Source organism: Serratia sp. PAMC26656 (genome assembly GCF_016469055.2).
GTDB classification, from domain to species: Bacteria; Pseudomonadota; Gammaproteobacteria; order Enterobacterales; family Enterobacteriaceae; genus Serratia; species Serratia plymuthica.
On record NZ_CP150486.1, the window covers coordinates 2,100,867 to 2,121,336 of the forward strand.

Sequence of the window (20,470 nt, forward strand, 5' to 3'; positions counted from 1 at the left end):
GAAAAAATGACGCAATTTGCTTTTGTTTTCCCAGGTCAGGGGTCTCAGGCCCTAGGCATGTTGGCCGATTTGGCTGCGCAATTTCCGATCGTTGAAAAGACTTTCAGCGAAGCTTCGTCCGTTTTGGGCTATGACCTGTGGCAGTTGGTGCAGCAAGGCCCGGCGGAAGAGCTGAACAAAACCTGGCAGACGCAGCCGGCATTGCTGGCCGCTTCCGTGGCGATTTTCCGCGTCTGGCAGCAACAGGGCGGTAAAGCGCCTGCGATGATGGCCGGCCACAGCCTGGGTGAATACTCGGCGCTGGTGTGTGCGGGCGTGCTGGATTTCCAGGCGGCGATCCGTTTGGTTGAGCTGCGCGGCAAACTGATGCAGGAAGCGGTGCCGGAAGGCACTGGCGCGATGTTCGCCATTATCGGCCTGGGTAACGAGGCTATCGCCAAAGCCTGTGAAGAATCCGCTCAGGGGCAGGTTGTTTCCCCGGTGAACTTCAACTCGCCGGGGCAGGTTGTCATCGCCGGCAACAAAGAAGCGGTTGAACGTGCAGGCGCTGCCTGTAAAGCCGCGGGCGCCAAGCGCGCGTTGCCGTTACCGGTGAGCGTGCCTTCGCATTGTGCGTTGATGAAGCCGGCGGCAGACAAACTGGCCGTTGCGTTGCAGGAGATTACCTTCAGCGCGCCGCAGGTAGCGGTAGTGAATAACGTCGACGTGCGAACTGAAACCGATCCAGAAGCCATCCGCAGTGCGCTGGTACGCCAGTTGTACAGCCCGGTGCGCTGGACCGAGAGCGTAGAATTTATGGCAGCACAGGGCGTTACGTCGCTGCTAGAGGTTGGTCCGGGTAAAGTTCTGACCGGTCTGACTAAACGTATTGTTGACACCCTGACGGCGGCGGCGGTTAATGACGCAGCAAGCCTGTCAGCGGCGCTTGAACAATAAAGAGGAAAATAATGAGCTTCGAAGGTAAAGTTGTTCTGGTCACCGGCGCTAGCCGGGGTATTGGCCGGGCTATTGCAGAATCGTTTGTGGCACGTGGCGCCAAAGTGATCGGCACCGCCACCAGTGAAAGCGGCGCTGAGGCTATCAGCAGCTATCTGGGTGCAAACGGCAAAGGGTTTACGCTGAACGTTGTTGATGCTCAATCTATCGACAGCGTTCTGGCATCTATTCGTGCTGAATTTGGCGAAATCGACATTTTAGTGAATAATGCCGGCATTACGCGTGATAACCTGCTGATGCGCATGAAGGATGATGAGTGGCAGGATATCCTGGACACCAATCTGACTTCTGTATTCCGTCTGTCAAAAGCGGTAATGCGAGCTATGATGAAAAAGCGGTTTGGCCGGATCATCACCATCGGTTCCGTAGTTGGTACCATGGGCAACGCAGGGCAGGCTAATTACGCGGCGGCTAAAGCCGGTTTGATTGGTTTTAGTAAGTCTTTGGCACGTGAAGTTGCTTCGCGTGGCATTACGGTCAACGTCGTGGCACCTGGTTTTATTGAGACGGACATGACACGGGCGTTGACAGATGATCAACGTGCAGGCATTTTGTCATCAGTTCCAGCCAATCGGCTGGGGGATGTTAAAGAAATCGCCAGCGCTGTTGCTTTTTTAGCCTCTGATGAGGCTGGCTACATCACCGGTGAAACGTTACATGTCAATGGCGGCATGTACATGATTTAAAAAATGCGAAAACTATTTGCGTTATTTGGGGTAAAAACCGCAAAATAGCGTAAAATCGTGGTTTGACCAGCCGGGATTTAGTTGCATCTTTTTCAACATTTTATACACTACGAAAACCATCGCGAAAGCGAGTTTTGATAGGAAATTTAAGAGTATGAGCACTATCGAAGAACGCGTTAAGAAAATCATTGTTGAGCAACTGGGTGTTAAACAGGAAGAAGTTTTAAATAACGCTTCTTTCGTTGAAGATCTGGGCGCTGATTCTCTTGACACCGTTGAACTGGTAATGGCACTGGAAGAAGAATTCGATACCGAGATTCCAGACGAAGAAGCAGAGAAGATCACTACTGTTCAGGCAGCTATTGATTTCATCAACGCTAGCCAGCAGTAAGAGAACATATCTAGGCGGTCACTCGACCGCCTAAGTTTTTTCTATCCCTAGTGTCATATTTTTCCCTCCTTGGAGGACAAACGTGTCTAAGCGTCGAGTAGTTGTGACCGGACTGGGCATGTTGTCTCCTGTCGGCAATACTGTAGAGTCCACGTGGAACGCTCTTCTTGCCGGTCAGAGTGGCATCAGCCTGATCGACCATTTCGATACCACTGCCTATGCGACCAAGTTTGCTGGTCTGGTAAAGAATTTTAATTCTGAGGATTTCATCTCTCGCAAAGATGCGCGCAAGATGGATGCCTTCATCCAGTACGGAATCGCTGCCGGCATGCAAGCCATGCAGGATGCGGGACTGGATATCACCGAGGCTAACGCCAGCCGCATTGGCGCCGCTATTGGCTCTGGTATCGGCGGCCTGGGTTTGATTGAAGAAAACCACAGTTCACTGGTTAACGGTGGCCCACGGAAAATCAGTCCGTTCTTTGTGCCGTCAACCATCGTGAACATGATTGCAGGCCACCTGACTATTATGTTCGGTATGCGTGGCCCGAGTATTTCCATCGCTACCGCATGTACGTCCGGTGTGCACAACATTGGCCATGCCGCGCGTATCATTGCTTACAATGATGCCGACGTTATGCTGGCCGGTGGGGCAGAGAAAGCCAGTACTCCTTTGGGCGTTGGCGGTTTCGGCGCAGCGCGTGCGCTGTCGACCCGCAACGAAAACCCGCAAGCGGCCAGCCGCCCATGGGATAAAGACCGTGACGGTTTCGTCCTGGGTGACGGTGCCGGCATGATGGTGCTGGAAGAGTACGAACACGCCAAGAAACGCGGCGCCAAGATTTACGCTGAGATTGTCGGCTTTGGGATGAGCAGCGATGCCTATCACATGACGTCGCCACCGGAAAACGGTGCGGGCGCGGCGCTGGCAATGGAAAATGCTTTGCTTGACGCAGGTGTGACTACGTCACAAATCGGGTATATCAATGCGCACGGCACTTCCACGCCGGCCGGTGATACCGCCGAAACTCAGGCAGTGAAGTCGGTATTTGGCAGCGATGCGAAGCGCGTGATGGTCAGCTCGACCAAATCGATGACCGGCCACCTGTTAGGTGCGGCAGGCGCGATTGAATCGATCTTCACCGTGCTGGCATTGCGTGATCAAGCGGTTCCACCAACCATCAACCTGGATAACCCGGATGAAGGTTGCGATCTGGACTTCGTTCCGCACGAAGCGCGCCAGGTAAGCGATTTGCAGTATACGCTGTGTAACTCCTTCGGTTTCGGCGGTACTAACGGTTCGCTGATCTTCCGCAAGGTGTGATGTGTCTGCTGACAGCCCATAAAAAAACCCGCTTTCGAGCGGGTTTTTTTATGGGCTGTTTACAAGTGAAAAAATGAGTTCCGCACTTTTTTGGCTGAAAAACTAATGGAATAGGCTTTACTGGTGGCAGGTTGCCGGCAAAAGTCGGAGTAAATCCATGGTTAGACAAGCAGGAGAAAGTGTATGTTGAGCGGAAAACGGGCGTTGGTTACGGGGGGCGGGCGTGATTTTGGGCAAGCCGTGTCGGTCTGGCTGGCGCGTGAGGGCGTTGACGTGGACATCTGCGCCCGACAACTCAGCAGCGCAAGGGAAACTCAAAACATCATACGAGCCGAAGGTGGACGGGCGCAGGCCTACCAGTGTGATATGGCCGTTCCGGCTTCACTTACGGCATTTGTCGATCAGTTGTTGCAGGACGACAGGCCGTCGACATTCTGGTTTTGAGCGCCGCCCAATGGCTGGAGGGGGCGTTGGAGAGCAAAGACGATGCTGATGTCATCAGCACCATCAACTCCGGGCTAACGGGGAATATTTTACTGACCCGCGCACTGTTGCCCAGTCTGCGGCTTTCGGCCGGGGCTGATATTATGGTGATGGTATCGGTGTGCGGCATACCTCAGTTCACCGAGTCGAGTGCCCACCCGGCATTTTTTGCGGCCAAGCAGGGGATTGGGGGCTTTTGCCACAACATCGCGCACCACCTGGCAGCGGAAAACATTCGGGTGACGGGTTTATATCCGCCGGATTTTGAAATGGGTGGTCTGGATGACGAGCCACCAGAACAATCGGAGCAACCCGTGCTGAACGCACGTTCGATCTGGGAAACGATGCGTTTTGTGTTGCAGCAGCCACGCAGTTGCCACATTAACGCCATCCACTTCCAGGGGCCTTGCCGCTAAGCGCCGGCATAACGAGGAGAGTGTGGAAATATGTACTGGATTAACGGACAACAGCACGATGCGTTAGCGCCAAGCGATCGCGGTTTGCAGTTCGGTGATGGCTGTTTCACCACTGCCCGGGTTATCGACGGCAAAATCGAGTTGCTTCCCTGGCATATTGAGCGCCTGCAACAGGCGGCGCATCGGCTGATGATGCCGCTCACTGATTGGGGCGCTCTTGAAAGTGAAATGGCGTGCGCGGCAGAATCTATCCCGTTCGGCGTGGTCAAAGCGATACTGACGCGCGGCAGCGGCGGACGAGGTTACAGCCCAAAGGGGTGTGAAAACCCTACGCGCATTGTCTCGCGCAGCGCTTATCCCGCGCACTACCTGTCGTGGCGCGAACAGGGCATCAGCCTGGCGCTCAGCCCAGTGGCTTTGGCGCGTAATCCGTTGCTTGCAGGGCTTAAGCATCTGAACCGTCTGGAGCAAGTGTTGATCCGCGCGCATCTTGACCAGACGGCCGCCGACGAGGCGCTGGTGCTTGACACTACGGGTATGCTGGTGGAATGCTGTGCGGCTAATTTATTCTGGCGTAAAGGAAAAGCGGTATTTACGCCCGATCTGAGCCAGGCCGGCGTGGCTGGGTTGATGCGTCGCAGGGTGATTGAGCTGCTGGCGGGCAGTGAATATTCGCTGCATTACGTCAGCGAGCCGCTGGCCACTCTTGCCGACGCCGAAGAAGTGCTGGTGAGCAACGCGTTGATGCCGTTGCTGCCGGTAAATACAGCGCAATCATGGCGTTATCACTCTCGCCAACTCTATGATTTTTTGCGTCCACACTGTTAACGATGGCTGATTGATGAAGAAAAGAAAGCTGAAGGTCGTTTCGATTATTGTTGTTCTGGTATTGGCCCTGCTGTGCTGGGGTTACCAGAAAGTTGAACGCTTTGCTGATACGCCATTGGCGATCCAGCAGGAAGCCATTTTTAAACTGCCGGCGGGTACCGGACGGGTAGCGCTGGAAGGGTTGCTGGTACGCGACAAGCTGATCCGCAACGGTGCCTGGTTTCCATGGCTGCTGCGCCTGGAGCCGCAACTGGCAGAGTTCAAGGCCGGCACTTACCGCTTTACGCCGGGAATGACGGTGCGTCAGATGCTTAAACTGTTGGCCAGCGGTAAAGAGGCACAGTTCAGCGCGCGTTTTATCGAAGGTTCGCGCCTGCGTGACTGGCTGCTGGTGCTGCAGCAGTCGAAATACCTCAAACATACGCTGGCGGGCAAAAGCGAAGCGGAAATCGCCGTGGCGCTGGGCCTGCCGGAGGACTCTCATCCGGAAGGGCGCCTGTACCCGGATACCTATCTGTATACTGCAGGCATGAGCGATATCGCGTTGCTTAAGCGTGCTCATCTGCGCATGATCAAGGCGCTGGAAGCCACCTGGCAAAGCCGCGATACCAGTTTGCCCTACAAGACGCCGGAAGATTTGCTGACTATGGCCTCAATAGTCGAAAAGGAAACCGCCGTGCCGGAAGAGCGCACCAAGGTGGCTTCGGTATTTATCAACCGCCTGCGTATTGGCATGCGCCTGCAAACTGACCCAACGGTGATCTACGGCATGGGCGACGCCTATAATGGCAATATTACCCGTAAAGATCTGGAAACGCCGACGCCGTACAACACGTATGTGATCAGCGGCCTGCCGCCGACACCGATTGCCATGCCGGGCCAGGCTTCTTTGGAAGCCGCCGCCAATCCGGCGAAGACGCCTTATTTGTACTTTGTCGCCGACGGCAAGGGGGGCCACCAGTTTACCACTAACCTGGCAAGCCATAATCAGGCGGTGCGCGCCTATCGCCAGGTGCTTAAGGAAAAGAATGAAAAGTAAATTCGTGGTTATCGAAGGGCTTGAGGGCGCGGGGAAAACCACCGCGCGCGATACCGTGGTCAACGTACTGCGCGAGCACGGCATTAACGACATTGTCTTTACTCGCGAGCCCGGCGGCACTCCGCTGGCGGAAAAGCTGCGGGATCTGTTTAAACGCGGCATAGACGGCGAGCTGCCGACTATCAAAGCCGAAGTGCTGATGCTGTATGCAGCCCGCGTGCAACTGGTAGAAACCGTCATCAAACCGGCGTTGGCGCGCGGTGCCTGGGTGGTCGGCGATCGCCACGATTTGTCATCACAGGCCTATCAGGGCGGCGGTCGTGGTGTAGATCAACAACTGATGGCTTCACTGCGTGACACCGTTTTGGGGGATTTCCGCCCGAACCTGACGGTTTATCTGGATCTGCCGCCGCTGGTTGGCCTGCAACGCGCCCGTGCGCGCGGCGAGCTGGATCGTATTGAGCAGGAAGCGCTGCCGTTCTTTGAACGCACCCGCTCGCGCTATCTGGAGTTGGCGGCGCAGGACGATTCTATCGTCACCGTCGACGCTTCCCAATCGCTGGAACAGGTGACGGCGGCTATTCGTCGTTGCCTCAGCCAATGGCTACAGCAGGAAGGCGTGTAATGAACTGGTACCCGTGGCTGAACACGCCTTACCGTCAGTTGGTCGGGCAATATGCCGCAGGCCGTGGTCACCATGCGCTGCTGCTGCATGCTGCCGCCGGCAATGGCGACGAGGCGCTGGCCTATGGCCTGAGCCGCTGGTTGATTTGTCAACGGCATAACGGCGAGAAAAGCTGCGGCGAGTGCCATAGCTGCCGGCTTATGCTGGCGGGCAACCATCCGGACTATCACGTATTGACGCCGGAGAAGGGCAAAAGCAGCCTGGGTATTGAGCCTATCCGCCAGGTGATCGAAACCCTCTATTCCCACGCCCAGCAGGGTGGCGCCAAGGTTATCTGGTTGCCGCAGGCGGAGCTGCTGACTGAAGCGGCGGCCAATGCCCTGTTGAAAACGCTGGAAGAGCCGCCGGAAAAAACCTATTTCCTGTTGAGCTGTCACGAGCCTTCACGGCTGCTGGCGACGTTGCGCAGTCGCTGTTTCTATTGGCATCTTGCCAGCCCGGATGAACAGCTCAGTTTGCAGTGGTTAAATCGGCAAGTGCCGGGCAACCCGGTGGATCTCCTCACTGCGCTGCGGCTGCATGACGGTGCGCCGCTGGCGGCCGAACAACTGCTGCAACCCGAGCGTTGGCAGCAGCGCGGCGCTCTGTGCGCTGCACTGAATGCCGCCTTGCCGCAGCATGACATGCTGTCGCTGTTGCCGGTGCTGAATCACGAAGACGTGGCGGAGCGGCTGCACTGGCTATGTGCATTGCTGGTGGATGCCATGAAGTGGCAGCAGGGCGCGGCGAGCTTTGTGCTTAATCAGGATCAGCAACCGCTGGTACAGCAATTGGCCAGCCAGCTGAGCGGCACCTCGCTGCAGCAAGTGGTACAGCAATGGCTTAACTGCCGCCATCAGTTGCTTAACGTAACCGGCGTCAATCGCGAGCTGCTGCTGACCGAACGATTACTCAGTTGGGAGCAGATGCTCGGCGCTACCGGCTATTATCATCCTCATTCGTTGTAAAAGAGTTAACTATTATGTTGTTAGTAGATTCACATTGTCATCTTGATGGCCTGGATTACCAAACGCTGCATCAAAACGTGGATGACGCCCTGGCAAAAGCCAAGGCGCGCGATGTCGGTTATGTACTGGCAGTCGCCACCACTTTGCCGGGTTATCAGGCCATGACGCAGTTGATCGGCCCGCGCGATGACGTGGCGTTTTCCTGCGGCGTCCACCCGCTCAATCTTGAGGGCGGTTACGATTACGCAGAGCTGCGTCGTTTGGCGGCGGCAGATCAGGTGGTGGCGCTGGGAGAAACCGGGCTGGATTACTTCTATCAGAAAGACAATCTCGAGCTGCAGCAAGCGTCATTCCGTGAGCATATCCGCATTGGTCGTGCGCTGAACAAACCGGTGATCGTGCATACTCGCGACGCGCGTGAAGATACGCTGGCGATCCTGCGTGAGGAGAATTCGCAAGACTGCGGAGGCGTGCTGCACTGTTTTACCGAAGATATCGCCACCGCAGAAGCGCTGCTGGATCTGGGGTTCTATATTTCCTTCTCCGGCATCCTGACCTTCCGCAATGCGGAGCAACTGCGCGAGGTGGCGCGCTACGTGCCGCTTGATCGCATTCTGGTGGAAACCGATTCGCCGTACCTTGCCCCGGTGCCGCATCGCGGCAAAGAAAACCAACCTGCCTACGTGCGTGATGTGGCTGAATACATGGCGGTATTGAAGGGCGTGAGCCTGGAAACGCTGGCCGAAACCACCACCGCCAACTTTTCACGCTTATTTCACATCGAACTATAATCCTTGGCCTAGGCTTAGCTGTAGTCATTGATGTTGGGATTTTTTTTAAGCTCGTAATTAATCGCTGAAACGGGTAATGTTCCCACCCGTTTTATGGCGGTGGCTGGGCGTTTTTTTGTTTTTTTTGATAAAAAATGGCCGATTTAAGAAAAATACCCGGCTTTGTTCATCGAAACGTGACTGCCATCAAACATTGCGCAGGCTATTTATTTTACTCTGCGTAAAAATTCAAGGGGTGCTCAGACACCCTGAATTGCAGGGGTTTTTCTCCCCCCCTTGCAGCGCGAAGAATCGCGAGAAGTAGCAAAGCACTATTACTCAGGAGCACACTCAACTATGTTCAAGAACGCATTTGCAAACCTGCAAAAAGTAGGTAAGTCGCTAATGCTGCCGGTTTCCGTATTGCCTATCGCAGGTATTCTGCTGGGCGTCGGTTCCGCCAATTTTAGCTGGCTACCTACGGTAGTTTCTCACGTGATGGCGGAAGCCGGCGGTTCAGTTTTCGCCAACATGCCGCTGATTTTCGCTATCGGTGTTGCCCTGGGCTTCACCAATAACGATGGTGTATCTGCGTTAGCTGCGGTCGTGGCTTACGGCATCATGGTGAAAACCATGGCGGTGGTTGCACCTTTGGTTCTGCACCTGCCGGCTGAAGAAATTGCGGCTAAACACTTGGCGGATACCGGTGTGCTCGGGGGGATTATCTCCGGCTCCATCGCTGCCTATATGTTTAACCGCTTCTTCCGTATTCAGTTGCCTGAATACCTGGGCTTCTTTGCCGGTAAGCGGTTTGTGCCGATTATCTCCGGCCTGGCGGCGATCGTTCTGGGCGTAGTTCTGTCCTTCATCTGGCCGCCAATCGGTACGGCTATCCAGACCTTCTCCCAGTGGGCTGCTTATCAGAACCCGGTAGTGGCGTTTGGTATCTACGGCGTGGTTGAACGTGCGCTGGTGCCGTTTGGTCTGCACCATATCTGGAACGTACCGTTCCAAATGCAGATCGGTGAGTTCACCAACGCGGCCGGCCAGGTATTCCACGGCGATATCCCGCGTTATATGGCGGGTGACCCGACTGCGGGTAAACTGTCCGGTGGCTTCCTGTTCAAAATGTACGGTCTGCCTGCTGCCGCTATTGCCATCTGGCATTCAGCCAAGCCGGAAAACCGCGCTAAAGTCGGCGGTATCATGATCTCCGCTGCGTTGACCTCGTTCCTGACCGGTATCACCGAGCCGATCGAGTTCTCCTTCATGTTTGTTGCGCCGATCTTGTACGCAATCCACGCCATTCTGGCTGGCCTGGCGTTCCCGATCTGTATCCTGTTGGGTATGCGTGATGGCACCAGCTTCTCACACGGTCTGATCGACTTTATCGTGCTGAGCGGTAACAGCAGCAAGATCTGGTTGTTCCCTATCGTGGGTATCATCTACGGTCTGGTGTACTACACCATCTTCCGCGTGCTGATTGCCAAACTGGATCTGAAGACGCCTGGCCGTGAAGACACCGTTTCCGAACAGGTTACTCAGGGCGGTTCTGAAATGTCTGCGGCTCTGGTTCAGGCCTTTGGCGGTAAAGATAACATCACCAATCTGGATGCCTGCATCACCCGTCTGCGCGTTAGCGTGGCGGACGTGAGCAAGGTTGACCAGCCTGGTCTGAAAAAACTGGGTGCTGCCGGCGTTGTTGTCGCAGGCTCTGGCGTTCAGGCTATCTTTGGTACCAAATCTGACAACCTGAAAACCGATATGGACGAATACATCCGTAATCACTAATTCAGGCTGGGGAGCTTTGAGGGAGGCGAAAGCCTCCCTTTTTTATTTCATTACCAATTGATATGTATGGTTTTTTATTTTTCTGGGTGTTTTTTTACCATTGGTAAAAAGGCCGCAAATCGCGGTCCTTTTTGCTTTATCTGACCCGCCTAATTCGTCCTAAATAGCGTTGACACATTCTACTCGCACACTGAGGAAAATGTGATGAACCAGTATGTTAAGCGCACGCAACGTGATTACTCCCTATCCTTTAAATTGGCCGTCGTCGAACAGGTCGAAAAAGGCGAGATGACTTACCGTCAGGCACAAGACCGCTACGGTATCCAGGGCAGTCATACCGTCATGAACTGGCTGTGTAAATATGGCCAACTCGACTGGCGCTCGTCCCCCTCTACCAGACTGTGCGGAGACAATATGCCTAAGTTACCCCTGACTCCCGAACAGCGAATCAAAGAACTCGAACAGCAACTGGCTGAATCGGAAGTCAAAGCCCAGTTCTTGGAAGCGGTCGTGAAAGTGATGAATACCGAGTTCGGAGCCACCCTGACAAAAAAGCAGTTGGCTGCCTTATCGCGCAAACACAAGCGCCGGGACTCACAATAACGCACGCCCGCCGGTTGATGGGTATCAGCCGACAGGCGTGGTATCAGTCCTTGCAGCGTGAACGCGGGAGAGAAGAGCAAGCCCACCATATCGTGGAACAGATGGTCGCCATCCGCTTGCACCAGCCCCGACCGGGAACCCCGTATTTCGTTTTCGGCGGTGACGATGATGATAGCAAAGCTGTGCCAGCCAAGGCAGCGACCGCAAAGGAATGCGCCATGACCGACACGTAGTGCCTGTTTGATTAGTCTTTTGTACAAGCCCCCGCGTCATGCCGTCAATTGGTTGAGAAGTCATCTAAATACGGTATCGAATGGGTGGACGGCATTGTAAAACCAATGTTCACTCAGGCGATCAACAAGTCGGGCAAAACCAGTTGACCTACATCGGTGATCGTGTGAGGTTCACTAACGGCTTTAACGTCAAGGCGACAATGACCACCTATGACTGGAAGGCGAAAGAACTGGTCGAGTTCAAAATCACCTAAGGCAATCTGTAAGATTTTGCGCCTGCCTCGTTGGGCGCCTCCTTTGCGATCGTTTGGCGATCCATTCACTGCAATTTTTGCAAAGTGCCAGCGCAGCTCCAATCCCTCGCATTTTACACAGCCGATTGATCGGTTTGCCTTGGCGAACCTGATCATCAGCAACGGCCAGCATGGCGGCATCGTCTACGTTCGGCGCAATATACTGCCAGCGGACTACCTCAGCGGCGACCTATAACATGAAGAGCTGAAGGCGGCGGCGTTCGATTTTACCACCTTCGGCGATGCGGGTTTATTGAGGGTATATAACTAAAACGGGTGTGCTTACAGGGGCCACATTGGAAAAAAGCAGTTGATCGTATTATCATGCAAACACAAACGTCATGGCTCACATAGGTTTTTATAAGCATTACATGTAACTTGCTATATTTGATTTTCGTTTGAATTCACTGATAATTTAAAGTTTCGAGGGAATTAACCGCCAACTGAAAAAAAACAGGTGGTGATGTGAATTTTTCAGTCGGCGTTAGTTTTTCTCTGTCCTCATTTTTATGCAAGTGAATTATATGCTCTACATGGTTTTTTAAGACGTCTGACTAAGGTTTTCTTTGATTTTGTTTGTCTGGGAATAAATGAATGCTTTCTCTTCGCTGGTAATCAATTTAGGTATTACCAATACTAGTCCTATATCTCCAAAAAAACCATTACTAAGAGGATTGCCAGCGCCGCCTATAATTAATTGCCTTGATGTATTATTAGCGAAAGGAATCGCTTGCACCAAGCGGATTTGTTTAAGGATGCCATCTATTTCTATTAAGTGGTGTTCTTTTGTTACCTCAATAAATAAAGTGTGCCAGATCCCATCATCTGTAAATGATGTATTGATAGGGTAGTTGTTTTGTGTGATGGGTGAGGTTATCCCATGATGTAAGTACAACATATTACCTCTATAACCGTCGTCGCGAAAACGCAAACGAAAAATATTTGGGCTAGTATCATTATTACCAATGATATTACCTCCAGTTCCATCATATCCTCCCTGTTGACGTAATGGGACACGATATACCATGGCAAGTGAAAAAACACCGTCAATATTGAAAGCTTCATATTTATTGTCAGCTAACAAGGCACCAGGTATCGTTGGACCCCGCCCTAAACCAAAATTAAGAAAGGGTTGTCTGCTTTCGGATGTAATCAATCGTGGCATATAACCAGACCTGATAGGGCGCCAAGTGGCAGTCCCAGAACGGTCATCAATAGCCGATATATTGATGCCATCACTGGAGTGCATCCCCTGAGAAGGGTCTAACCATACTGATGGCGACATCCGTAGTATATTTTCTTCCGTCTCTGTTATTTTGTATACAGGAAGGTAATCGTTTTCTGATTCATACTGACTTCTAAATACTAACATTTTTCACCTCAGCGGTTTACTGACATAATATATGATGGGCACCAATTGGCATGTGCTATATTTTCATAAATTGAAATATGCGCAGTACTATCGCGAAGTACGCTACGTGCCCCTTGAACTGGGCCATCCTGATTGTTTGTGTTATTATCATTTCGTTTTATTCCGCATCCAATACGACATGATGTTCCCAGTGGTATTCTAGATAATTCAATTTCAACGATCTTATCTGATACAATCGCAACTCTAATAATTGTCGGTGGGGTCTCAGAATAATCGTCAAAAATATATCCAAGGCCTGGGCCTAATCCTTCTGTTTTTATTATTTCATCCGATATGTCTAATATCAGAGGAGGGCACGGGACTTCATGGATTAGATGCAAGATATTTCCTGTAACCCATTTATAGTCAACACAACGAATGCCACACCATCCCGTTGAAAAACACTCCCAAATGATCGTTCTTGCAACCATTTGCCCTCGGCGGTTTTGTCCCAGAGAGTTTATATGTATTGGGTCCGCTGATGGTAAGTTGAATATTGGTCCGCATAATCTAATATTCCCTATGCCATCTAATATATATTGTGCTTGCCTCACTGGTTGGTCCCATAATTCGCGAGATATCGGGGTGTATGCGCTTTGCGAGATTATTATCGGAACTGTTGATGTTTGATTGAATATGCGCCTCGCTTCAGATTGGATATTCATGTCGAATTGTAGTAATTGACGTTTATAACGCTCAGTACTCATGTTAGGGACTTTTTCGTATTCCGAGTCTGATTCTCCTGCCATGACATCAACCGCAAGTAATATAGGGCGCCACCCTTTTCTTATGCAAATGTTTCGTGCATCAACTAGCCCTTGAATTAATTTTTTCCATGAGGTTGTTCCTTTTGTTAAATCCATATATGGTTTCCCACCCTCTGCTGCCACATATGAAATTGTGCGAATTCTATGGCCTGTTCTTTCCTCAATTTCATGGACTATATGAGCAGCAATGCTACTTGCAGCTGTTTCTTGCCATCCTCCGTTAATAGTGTCTCTCAGAGGTTCTAAATCCATGATTGGATATTCCAGCCTATTTGGATTTTCTTTTCCTACGCCACGCTCTGATTTAAACATCCAGCAGTTTTCTGGGTAAAGAGATTCAGTTGCAATCAAAATGTCATTTCTTTGATCACTCCATCCTTGTGCTAGGCTTTGCCCCCAAGTAGGTATTATATAGCATATGTCTGGGGAATTATTAACAGATAATCTTGTTGTGGTCCCCCCACATATTACGCCAATGTTACTATTGTAGTTTATCAAACCTTCTACTGTTGATGTATTATCAGTTCGTCTTAATCCTAAAGATGTTGGAACATAATGGCCACCGTCCTCAGTATAAGCCTCCGCGATCTTTCGATCCTCAGTGATGTTTATTTGCGTGCAGACAGCACCGTCAGGAAGAATGAATGGTAAGGTTTTGTATAAAAAGTAAGGTGAAGATTCTTGGTCTGGATTTTCGTTTATCATAAGAATAGCCTCGGAATCGAAGTGTTAATGAATTAGTATGGGCTTACACTTACATATATAACAAACTGCTTTATTTTATTTATTACCGGTAATTTTTTACAAGGAGGCAATGAATATGAAAAAGTTGCTTGTGAATCGGTTAACCACCCTTAACAAATATAACTGTGTAATAAAAAAAGGAAAATGTATAGCGTCCTTGTTGGTGTTATCGCCTACAGAACATCACTCTCTCCAGAGCTAAGGGAAGAGGTATGAGGGCGCGCAATAAATACGCTAAATGTTAGTGAAACAGAATGGGGTTGATTCATCTTTTTTTAGCGGTATCAATAGGTTTTGTTCGGTTTTTTTGCAGAAAATGTTCAAACACCGCCAGGGTGTCGCTCGAAATGTGATGCTCAATCCCTTCGCTGTCCAGCTCCGCCGTTTCAGTCGGCACCCCGAGGCACACCAGCAGGTCGACTACAATGCGGTGCCGACGGCGCACTTGCTGCGCCAGTTGTTCACCTTCTTCGGTCAGAAAGACCCCGCGATACGGGCGTGACTCTACCAATCCGGCACTCTTCAGCCGCGCAATGTTCTTGATCGCAGTAGGGTGGGAAACGCCAAAGCGGCGGGCGATGTCGGTGGTTCTGGCTTCGCGAGTGGTCAGCAGCAGATCGGCAATCAGCTCGACGTAATCTTCGATCAACGCATTCGACTGTGCTTCACGGGCGCGGGTAAAACGTAGGGCGTGCTCAGCCTCATCCGGCATTTCAGCCAGTGTGGGGCGTTCGGCGTTATCTGGCGCGCTTGTTACCATATTCTGGGACGTCCTTTATAGGTTAAACCAGTGAGTTCCAGACTACTGGAATTCTGCCTTACGTTAGTCTAATGGCGACGCATTATCAATTCGGCCGCCGCATTCAATGACAATAAGAAATATTTGTACACAAAGGTAAAGTATCTTCCATTTTGCATAAAGTGTAGCCGATGCTACATTGTTCTGAGTGTTGGGTAAAAAATAACCAGAATAATATTGAGGATAAAACATGCGTGAGGCGGCAACCACCACATCGTTAACCGAACGGACCAATACGGCGATTGGTAACGCTTTAGCCGGGCGCAAGCGCGGCGCGTTTACGCCGCTATTGTTCGCCGGGCCGGCGGTGATTGCCTCCATTGCCTACATGGACCCCGGTAATTTCGCCACCAATATTCAGGCCGGTTCAAAATACGGTTACAGCCTGTTGTGGGTAGTGGTGATGGCCAACCTGATTGCCATGTTGTTCCAGGCGCTGTCGGCCAAGCTGGGCATCGTCACCAACCGTAACCTGGCGGAAATGTGCCGCGATCAATTCTCGCGCCCGGTGGTAATCGGCATGTGGCTGCTCAGCGAGGTGGCGGCAATGGCCACCGATCTGGCGGAGTTTCTGGGTGGGGCTATCGCGCTCGCCTTGCTGTTCCATATGCCGCTGTTGGTGGGGATGGGCGTAACAGCGGTGATCACCTATGCATTATTGATGGTAGAAAAGAAAGGTTTTCGCCCGGTTGAACTGATGATTGGCGGGCTGGTGGCGGTCATTGCCTTGTGCTATCTCGCCGAGATGTTTATCGTGCCGGTCGACTGGCTGGCGGCGGGGGCCGGCATGCTAACGCCGCAGTTGCCGGATGCGCAGGCGCTGACCATTGCCGTCGGCATTATCGGTGCCACCGTAATGCCGCACGCCATTTTCTTGCATTCGGGCCTGACCCAGCACCGTACACCGGCCAGCAACAGCGGCGAACGGCGCAAGCTACTGCGTTTTTCCAATATCGAGGTGGTGATCGCGCTGGCGATTGCCGGGCTGGTGAATATCGCCATGGTGATTATGGCTTCCAGCGCCTTTCATGCCGGTAACAGTGACGTGGCGGAGATCGGCACGGCGTACCATACGTTGACTCCACTGTTTGGCGCCGCCGCCGCCGGGATCTTCCTGATGTCACTGATAGCATCCGGTATTTCAAGCTCGGTGGTGGGCACCATGGCGGGCCAGATGATTATGCAGGGGTTTGTCGGTTTTCGCATCCCGGTGTGGGTGCGTCGGCTGGTAACCATGATCCCGGCGTTTATCGTGGTGGCGTTAGGGGTTAATGCGACGGACGCGTTGGTCTACAGCCAGGTGGTGCTGAGCCTGGCGCTGCCGGCGCCGATGATTGCTCTGGTAATGTTTACCCGCCGCCGCGACATCATGGGCGAGTTTGTGAACAGCCGCCTCACCAGTCTGGTATCGATCATCGGTACGGTGATTATCATCCTGCTCAACATGGTGCTGCTGCAGACGTTCGGCGTTGCCATTCCCGGTCTGGGCTGATTGATAAGCCGTGCGCTTGCTACGGTCACGGCTTGTCTCCTTTCTATCACTCAACTCGCCTTAAGGCATCGTTTTCGGTGCCGAGTTTTGACTACCGGTCAGGGCCTTCTCATCGTTGGAAATGCTGCCGGTATTAGCCGCCCATACGCCTTCCTGTGTTTTGGTCACCTGCTGGTGGCCGGCATTCAGGTTCTGGCCGACGGCGGCGATATGGTTGGACTCGACGTCGCCGGTATTTTTTGCCCAAGGGATGGTTTGATCGCCGGCTTGGGCGATGCCGCTAAATGCCATCGGTATCACCAGCAGCGCGGCATGAATGAAGGTTTTGATTTTCATGATCTCAACGTCCGTTGATGCATAGGGTACGGTAAATCCGTGCCATAGCGATTCAGGGAAAAGCAATTGAGGGTGGGGGATAACCTAAGGTCAGTCTGATTGCGGCTGGCGGTCTGGGATCCGCACTACGCCCTGTCTATTCAGTGTAGGACGGGTTGTCAGTGACCATCATTTACATCAACGTATGTAAAAATGTTGCCTGAGAAATAATTCCCACGCTTATTATGTGAGCCTTTTCAGGATACCTAAGTCGACAGCCATCCTTCACGTCCCTGGCCGGAATGACTCAATAACAGTCGCCAGCGGTTTATTACACGCCGTAGCGTTTGTTTCCTCCCGAAGTAATACAGTAACGCCCGCCTCGTGGGCCTATACATATTCTTCCTGACGAACAGGGGCATCCGGCATCACTTTCCACGTTGCGCTTTGGCGTTGGCCGATATACTGGCTGCTTTGGCGCAGGTGCCTGGCGGCTTTTTTGATAGCATTTATCACCATGACACAATGACTTTATAGAAACCCATTGGCTCGATTGATTACCTGGTGTGATTTTTGCCCAATTATCGCTCTCTTGGTAAATGGTGATGCTTTGCCCACGTTTTAAGGACGTAATGACTTTACCGTTCGGTGCGTTTCGGACGTTGAGCCGATCGGCCGCTACATATTTAGTGGGCAAAGGGGCATCATTTTGTGGTTGAGGAGGCTGTTCGCTGATATCTAATGCCTGATTGGCCGGTGGCGTATAAACATGGGCCGTTGAGGTGCCGGACTGCGACATCGATGTGCTTTTTTCTGATTTATTGTCAGATTTGAATGCAAACCAAAGAACGATGGCGGCGATTACCAGTATTCCTACACCTTGATTGTTCTTGTTGCTTGCCATCAGTCTTCACCATCCAAATTGGGTAAATACTAAGGCTAGACGCAGTTTCATAACGCATCAATGAAAGGATATTTTATTATTATCATCTAATAATATTATTATTTAACTCACTGTTTGTTCCGCAACTTAATTTCACCGTCGGGCTCACCCAACGGTGAATGATAACCTATAGTTTTCAAATTACAGTCAGGCGCCCAGCTCGCTCATCCTCAGGCGCTGACTTGAGTAAGTCACTGGGGTGAGCGCGAGCAGGTAACAACGCTGCAGCTTGAAAGATGACGGGTATATAACGATATTACAGATTGCCCACTCCACCATCAATCTGCAACTCGGCCCCGACCATAAACGCGGATTCGTCAGACGCGAGGAACACGGCCGCTTTCGCCAGTTCCAGCGGCGTGCCCATGCGGCCGATCGGCACCAGGGCACGAATGTCATCGCGCAGCGCCTGTTCATCCTCGTCTTTCAAGCCAAGCTTGCCTAATGCCGGTGTTTCGGTCGGGCCAGGGCTCAGGCCATTGACCCGAATACCGCGCGGGTGCAATTCACCGGAAAGCGTTCTGGCCAGCGACAGCAGGCCGGCCTTGCTGGCGGCGTAAACGCTGCTTAGCGGCAGGCCGATATGCGCGCTGACCGAGCCGCACAGAATAATCGAAGCCGGATTCGCTAATAGCGGCAGCAGCGCCTGAATTAAGAAAAATGGCCCTTTGAGGTTGATGTCCATCAGCCGCTGATAGTTCTGCTCATCCCATTGCTGCAACGGAAGGTGGGTGACGTCACCGGCGTTGATATACAGCACGTCAAGGCGCGGCCAGTGGCTGGTCAACTGCTGCGCTAAAGCTTGCTGCTGGCGGATATCCCCGGCGTCACTGCGCAACAGCAGCACGTCGCCCAGCGCTTTCCCCGCAGCGGCCAGGCCGCTTTGGCTGCGGCCGGTGATCGCCACGGTGGCGCCCTCGGCAATAAACTGGCGCGCGGTTTCCAGGCCAATTCCGCTGGTGCCGCCGGTGATCAATGCGTATTTACCTTTAAGTCGTGACATAACCTACCCTCTGTTTCCCGTTGGTATCGCCATTATTTGCGCTATAGTATCTTTTGCATAGTAGGCACCGTTTGGATACCAAGGGGCGAGGTGGGATGAAATGACGACAGTGGCGCTTTCGACAGCGGAAAAAAATTTAACGGCATTGCCGGCAGCGGACGCACCTTGTCCTATGGTGGGGTTTGTGAATCTGGTGGCGGGGAAATGGGCGATCCCGATCCTCTACAGGCTGATCATGATCGACGGCCCGGTGCGCTTCAGTGAGTTGCAGCGTGCGGTGGCACCGATCGCCCAGAAAGAGCTGACGCGTCAACTGCGGCAGTTCGAGCAGCGCGGCCTGGTTACGCGGCAGGTATTTCCGGAAGTCCCGCCGCGCGTTGAATACCGGATTACGGCGCTGGGCACATCCCTGCGCCCGACGCTGGACTCACTGGCCGAGTGGATGCGTGCGCACGCACTGCAATTGAACGCTGACTAATCGCCTATCCCCGGCGGGTTGATGGTGGAACGCTCGACCTTTTCATCATGTTCGCCCCAGCGGTCCAGCACCTGAGCGTATTCGCCGCTGACGATCACCCCATTAATGGCGGCGTTAATGGCGGTGACCAGGCCATTATCTTTTTTGGTGGTCACCGCTACATAGGCGACGTTGGGTCCGATGCCGACCATTTTGGTTCTGCCGGTTAGCGCCGCTTTATAGGCGCCGGTAGAGTGGGGGCCAAAGAAAGCGTCGGCGCGCCCGGACTGAATGCTCAGGTTGGCGGCGGCGTCATCGGTGACATAAATCGGTTGCACCGGTGCCAGGCCGTTGGCGCGGTTCTGTTTATCCCAACCGAGCAGGATGTTTTCCTGATTCGTACCGGAGCCGACAATAATCCGCAGCCCGGCAACGTCCGCCGGCTGGTTTATTGAGATAATCTTGCTGGTGGATTTCACATAGAAACCCAGCGTATCTACGCGGTATGTGGCGAAATCAAATTTGGTTTTCCGCAGCTTGGTGACCGCAATATTAAAAATGGCGGCATCGTACTTGCCGGAAGTAATGCCAAGCGGCCAGTCCTCCCAGGAGGTAGGCACAAGATTCAGTTCCAGCCCCAGGCTGTCCGCCACCAGCTGTGCGATATCCGGGTCGCTGCCGATCAAGGTTTTATTGTCTTCGGCAAACAGCGCCAGCGGCGGGGAGTTTTCAGACGCCACCGCTACGGTTAACTTGCCCGGTACGGCAAAATGGTAATTCGCCGGGATCAAGGCGACGGCAGCCGGGTTTTTGAGCGCGCGTATATGTTGCTGATTGGCCTGCAGATCGATAATGTTTTTGCTTTCCGCCTGGGCCGCACCGCACAGCAGCAGTACGCCCAGCGCCAGGGTTTTGAGATGCATGGTGTTTTCTATCCTTTGCTAATCATAGAGTTACTATTGGCGGCGGCCGCGGGCAAGTAAAGCAACAATAGTGAATAACCAAAGTGAAAAAAATCAGATGATTGCCGCAGTGATCTAATGGCAGAGGCATC

Annotated in this window: 20 protein-coding genes and 1 pseudogene; 14 read left to right on the forward strand and 7 right to left on the reverse strand. The window is 52.6% G+C overall.

The features are described 5' to 3' along the window. The first annotated feature begins 6 nt into the window (after nucleotides 1–6). The 12 genes and pseudogenes from fabD to JEM67_RS10810 all read left to right on the forward strand — a co-directional run bounded on the left by fabD (nucleotide 7) and on the right by JEM67_RS10810 (nucleotide 10,959). Nucleotides 7–936: an ACP S-malonyltransferase gene (gene fabD / locus JEM67_RS10755; RefSeq protein WP_199637296.1), complete on the forward strand. Its 930-nt coding sequence runs from the start codon at nucleotides 7–9 to the stop codon at nucleotides 934–936. 11 nt (nucleotides 937–947) lie between these two features. Next, nucleotides 948–1,682 (forward strand): 3-oxoacyl-ACP reductase FabG, encoded by a 735-nt coding sequence (fabG, locus tag JEM67_RS10760; RefSeq protein ID WP_199637298.1) that lies wholly within the window; start codon nucleotides 948–950, stop codon nucleotides 1,680–1,682. 154 nt (nucleotides 1,683–1,836) lie between these two features. After that, complete coding sequence (acpP, locus tag JEM67_RS10765; RefSeq protein ID WP_004719003.1) at nucleotides 1,837–2,073, forward strand: acyl carrier protein; 237 nt, start codon at nucleotides 1,837–1,839, stop codon at nucleotides 2,071–2,073. 82 nt (nucleotides 2,074–2,155) lie between these two features. Continuing rightward, complete coding sequence (gene fabF, locus JEM67_RS10770; protein WP_013812437.1) at nucleotides 2,156–3,397, forward strand: beta-ketoacyl-ACP synthase II; 1,242 nt, start codon at nucleotides 2,156–2,158, stop codon at nucleotides 3,395–3,397. 183 nt (nucleotides 3,398–3,580) lie between these two features. Beyond that, nucleotides 3,581–4,296: pseudogene (locus JEM67_RS10775) on the forward strand (SDR family oxidoreductase). 30 nt (nucleotides 4,297–4,326) lie between these two features. Further along, entirely contained in the window at nucleotides 4,327–5,124 is a 798-nt protein-coding gene (gene pabC, locus JEM67_RS10780; RefSeq protein ID WP_199637300.1) for an aminodeoxychorismate lyase, read from the forward strand. A gap of 13 nt (nucleotides 5,125–5,137) precedes the next feature. Then, nucleotides 5,138–6,163, forward strand: coding sequence for an endolytic transglycosylase MltG (mltG, locus tag JEM67_RS10785; RefSeq protein ID WP_199637302.1), 1,026 nt, complete (start codon nucleotides 5,138–5,140; stop codon nucleotides 6,161–6,163). Then, complete coding sequence (gene tmk / locus JEM67_RS10790) at nucleotides 6,153–6,788, forward strand: dTMP kinase (protein ID WP_199637305.1); 636 nt, start codon at nucleotides 6,153–6,155, stop codon at nucleotides 6,786–6,788. The genes mltG and tmk overlap by 11 nt, the downstream gene beginning before the upstream one ends. Beyond that, nucleotides 6,788–7,795, forward strand: a complete 1,008-nt coding sequence (gene holB / locus JEM67_RS10795) for a DNA polymerase III subunit delta' (protein ID WP_199637307.1) — start codon at nucleotides 6,788–6,790, stop codon at nucleotides 7,793–7,795. The genes tmk and holB overlap by 1 nt, the downstream gene beginning before the upstream one ends. Before the next feature lie 14 nt (nucleotides 7,796–7,809). Beyond that, a complete protein-coding gene (locus tag JEM67_RS10800) occupies nucleotides 7,810–8,586 on the forward strand; it encodes a metal-dependent hydrolase (protein WP_004943056.1) in 777 nt (258 codons plus the stop codon). Between the two features lie 336 nt (nucleotides 8,587–8,922). After that, nucleotides 8,923–10,356: a PTS glucose transporter subunit IIBC gene (ptsG, locus tag JEM67_RS10805; protein WP_199637309.1), complete on the forward strand. Its 1,434-nt coding sequence runs from the start codon at nucleotides 8,923–8,925 to the stop codon at nucleotides 10,354–10,356. Between the two features lie 204 nt (nucleotides 10,357–10,560). After that, nucleotides 10,561–10,959, forward strand: a complete 399-nt coding sequence (locus JEM67_RS10810; RefSeq protein ID WP_199637311.1) for a hypothetical protein — start codon at nucleotides 10,561–10,563, stop codon at nucleotides 10,957–10,959. A gap of 1,067 nt (nucleotides 10,960–12,026) precedes the next feature. Here JEM67_RS10810 and JEM67_RS10815 read toward each other — a convergent pair. The 3 genes from JEM67_RS10815 to mntR form a co-directional block, all read right to left on the reverse strand. Further along, complete coding sequence (locus tag JEM67_RS10815; RefSeq protein ID WP_199637313.1) at nucleotides 12,027–12,857, reverse strand: hypothetical protein; 831 nt, start codon at nucleotides 12,855–12,857, stop codon at nucleotides 12,027–12,029. 8 nt (nucleotides 12,858–12,865) lie between these two features. Next, nucleotides 12,866–14,368: a hypothetical protein gene (locus JEM67_RS10820; RefSeq protein WP_199637315.1), complete on the reverse strand. Its 1,503-nt coding sequence runs from the start codon at nucleotides 14,366–14,368 to the stop codon at nucleotides 12,866–12,868. Between the two features lie 304 nt (nucleotides 14,369–14,672). After that, on the reverse strand, nucleotides 14,673–15,167 hold the full coding sequence (gene mntR, locus JEM67_RS10825; RefSeq protein ID WP_199637317.1) for a manganese-binding transcriptional regulator MntR: 495 nt from the start codon (nucleotides 15,165–15,167) through the stop codon (nucleotides 14,673–14,675). Nucleotides 15,168–15,396: 229 nt separating this feature from the next. On the opposite strand from mntR, the gene JEM67_RS10830 reads away from it, so the two are divergent. Continuing rightward, nucleotides 15,397–16,698: an Nramp family divalent metal transporter gene (locus JEM67_RS10830; protein ID WP_199637319.1), complete on the forward strand. Its 1,302-nt coding sequence runs from the start codon at nucleotides 15,397–15,399 to the stop codon at nucleotides 16,696–16,698. A 60-nt stretch (nucleotides 16,699–16,758) separates the two neighbouring features. On the opposite strand, the gene JEM67_RS10835 is transcribed toward JEM67_RS10830, so the two are convergent. From JEM67_RS10835 to JEM67_RS10845, 3 genes are all read right to left on the reverse strand, one after another. Next, on the reverse strand, nucleotides 16,759–17,034 hold the full coding sequence (locus JEM67_RS10835) for a hypothetical protein (protein ID WP_199637322.1): 276 nt from the start codon (nucleotides 17,032–17,034) through the stop codon (nucleotides 16,759–16,761). A 310-nt stretch (nucleotides 17,035–17,344) separates the two neighbouring features. Next, nucleotides 17,345–17,917 (reverse strand): SH3 domain-containing protein, encoded by a 573-nt coding sequence (locus JEM67_RS10840; RefSeq protein WP_199637325.1) that lies wholly within the window; start codon nucleotides 17,915–17,917, stop codon nucleotides 17,345–17,347. A gap of 295 nt (nucleotides 17,918–18,212) precedes the next feature. Next, nucleotides 18,213–18,959: an SDR family oxidoreductase gene (locus tag JEM67_RS10845; RefSeq protein ID WP_199637328.1), complete on the reverse strand. Its 747-nt coding sequence runs from the start codon at nucleotides 18,957–18,959 to the stop codon at nucleotides 18,213–18,215. 100 nt (nucleotides 18,960–19,059) lie between these two features. Between JEM67_RS10845 and JEM67_RS10850 the strand changes: the two genes are divergently transcribed. Next, on the forward strand, nucleotides 19,060–19,437 hold the full coding sequence (locus JEM67_RS10850) for a winged helix-turn-helix transcriptional regulator (protein WP_199637330.1): 378 nt from the start codon (nucleotides 19,060–19,062) through the stop codon (nucleotides 19,435–19,437). Here JEM67_RS10850 and JEM67_RS10855 read toward each other — a convergent pair. Beyond that, entirely contained in the window at nucleotides 19,434–20,339 is a 906-nt protein-coding gene (locus JEM67_RS10855) for a transporter substrate-binding domain-containing protein (RefSeq protein WP_199637332.1), read from the reverse strand. The two genes, JEM67_RS10850 and JEM67_RS10855, sit on opposite strands and share 4 nt — an antisense overlap. Nucleotides 20,340–20,470 lie beyond the last annotated feature (131 nt).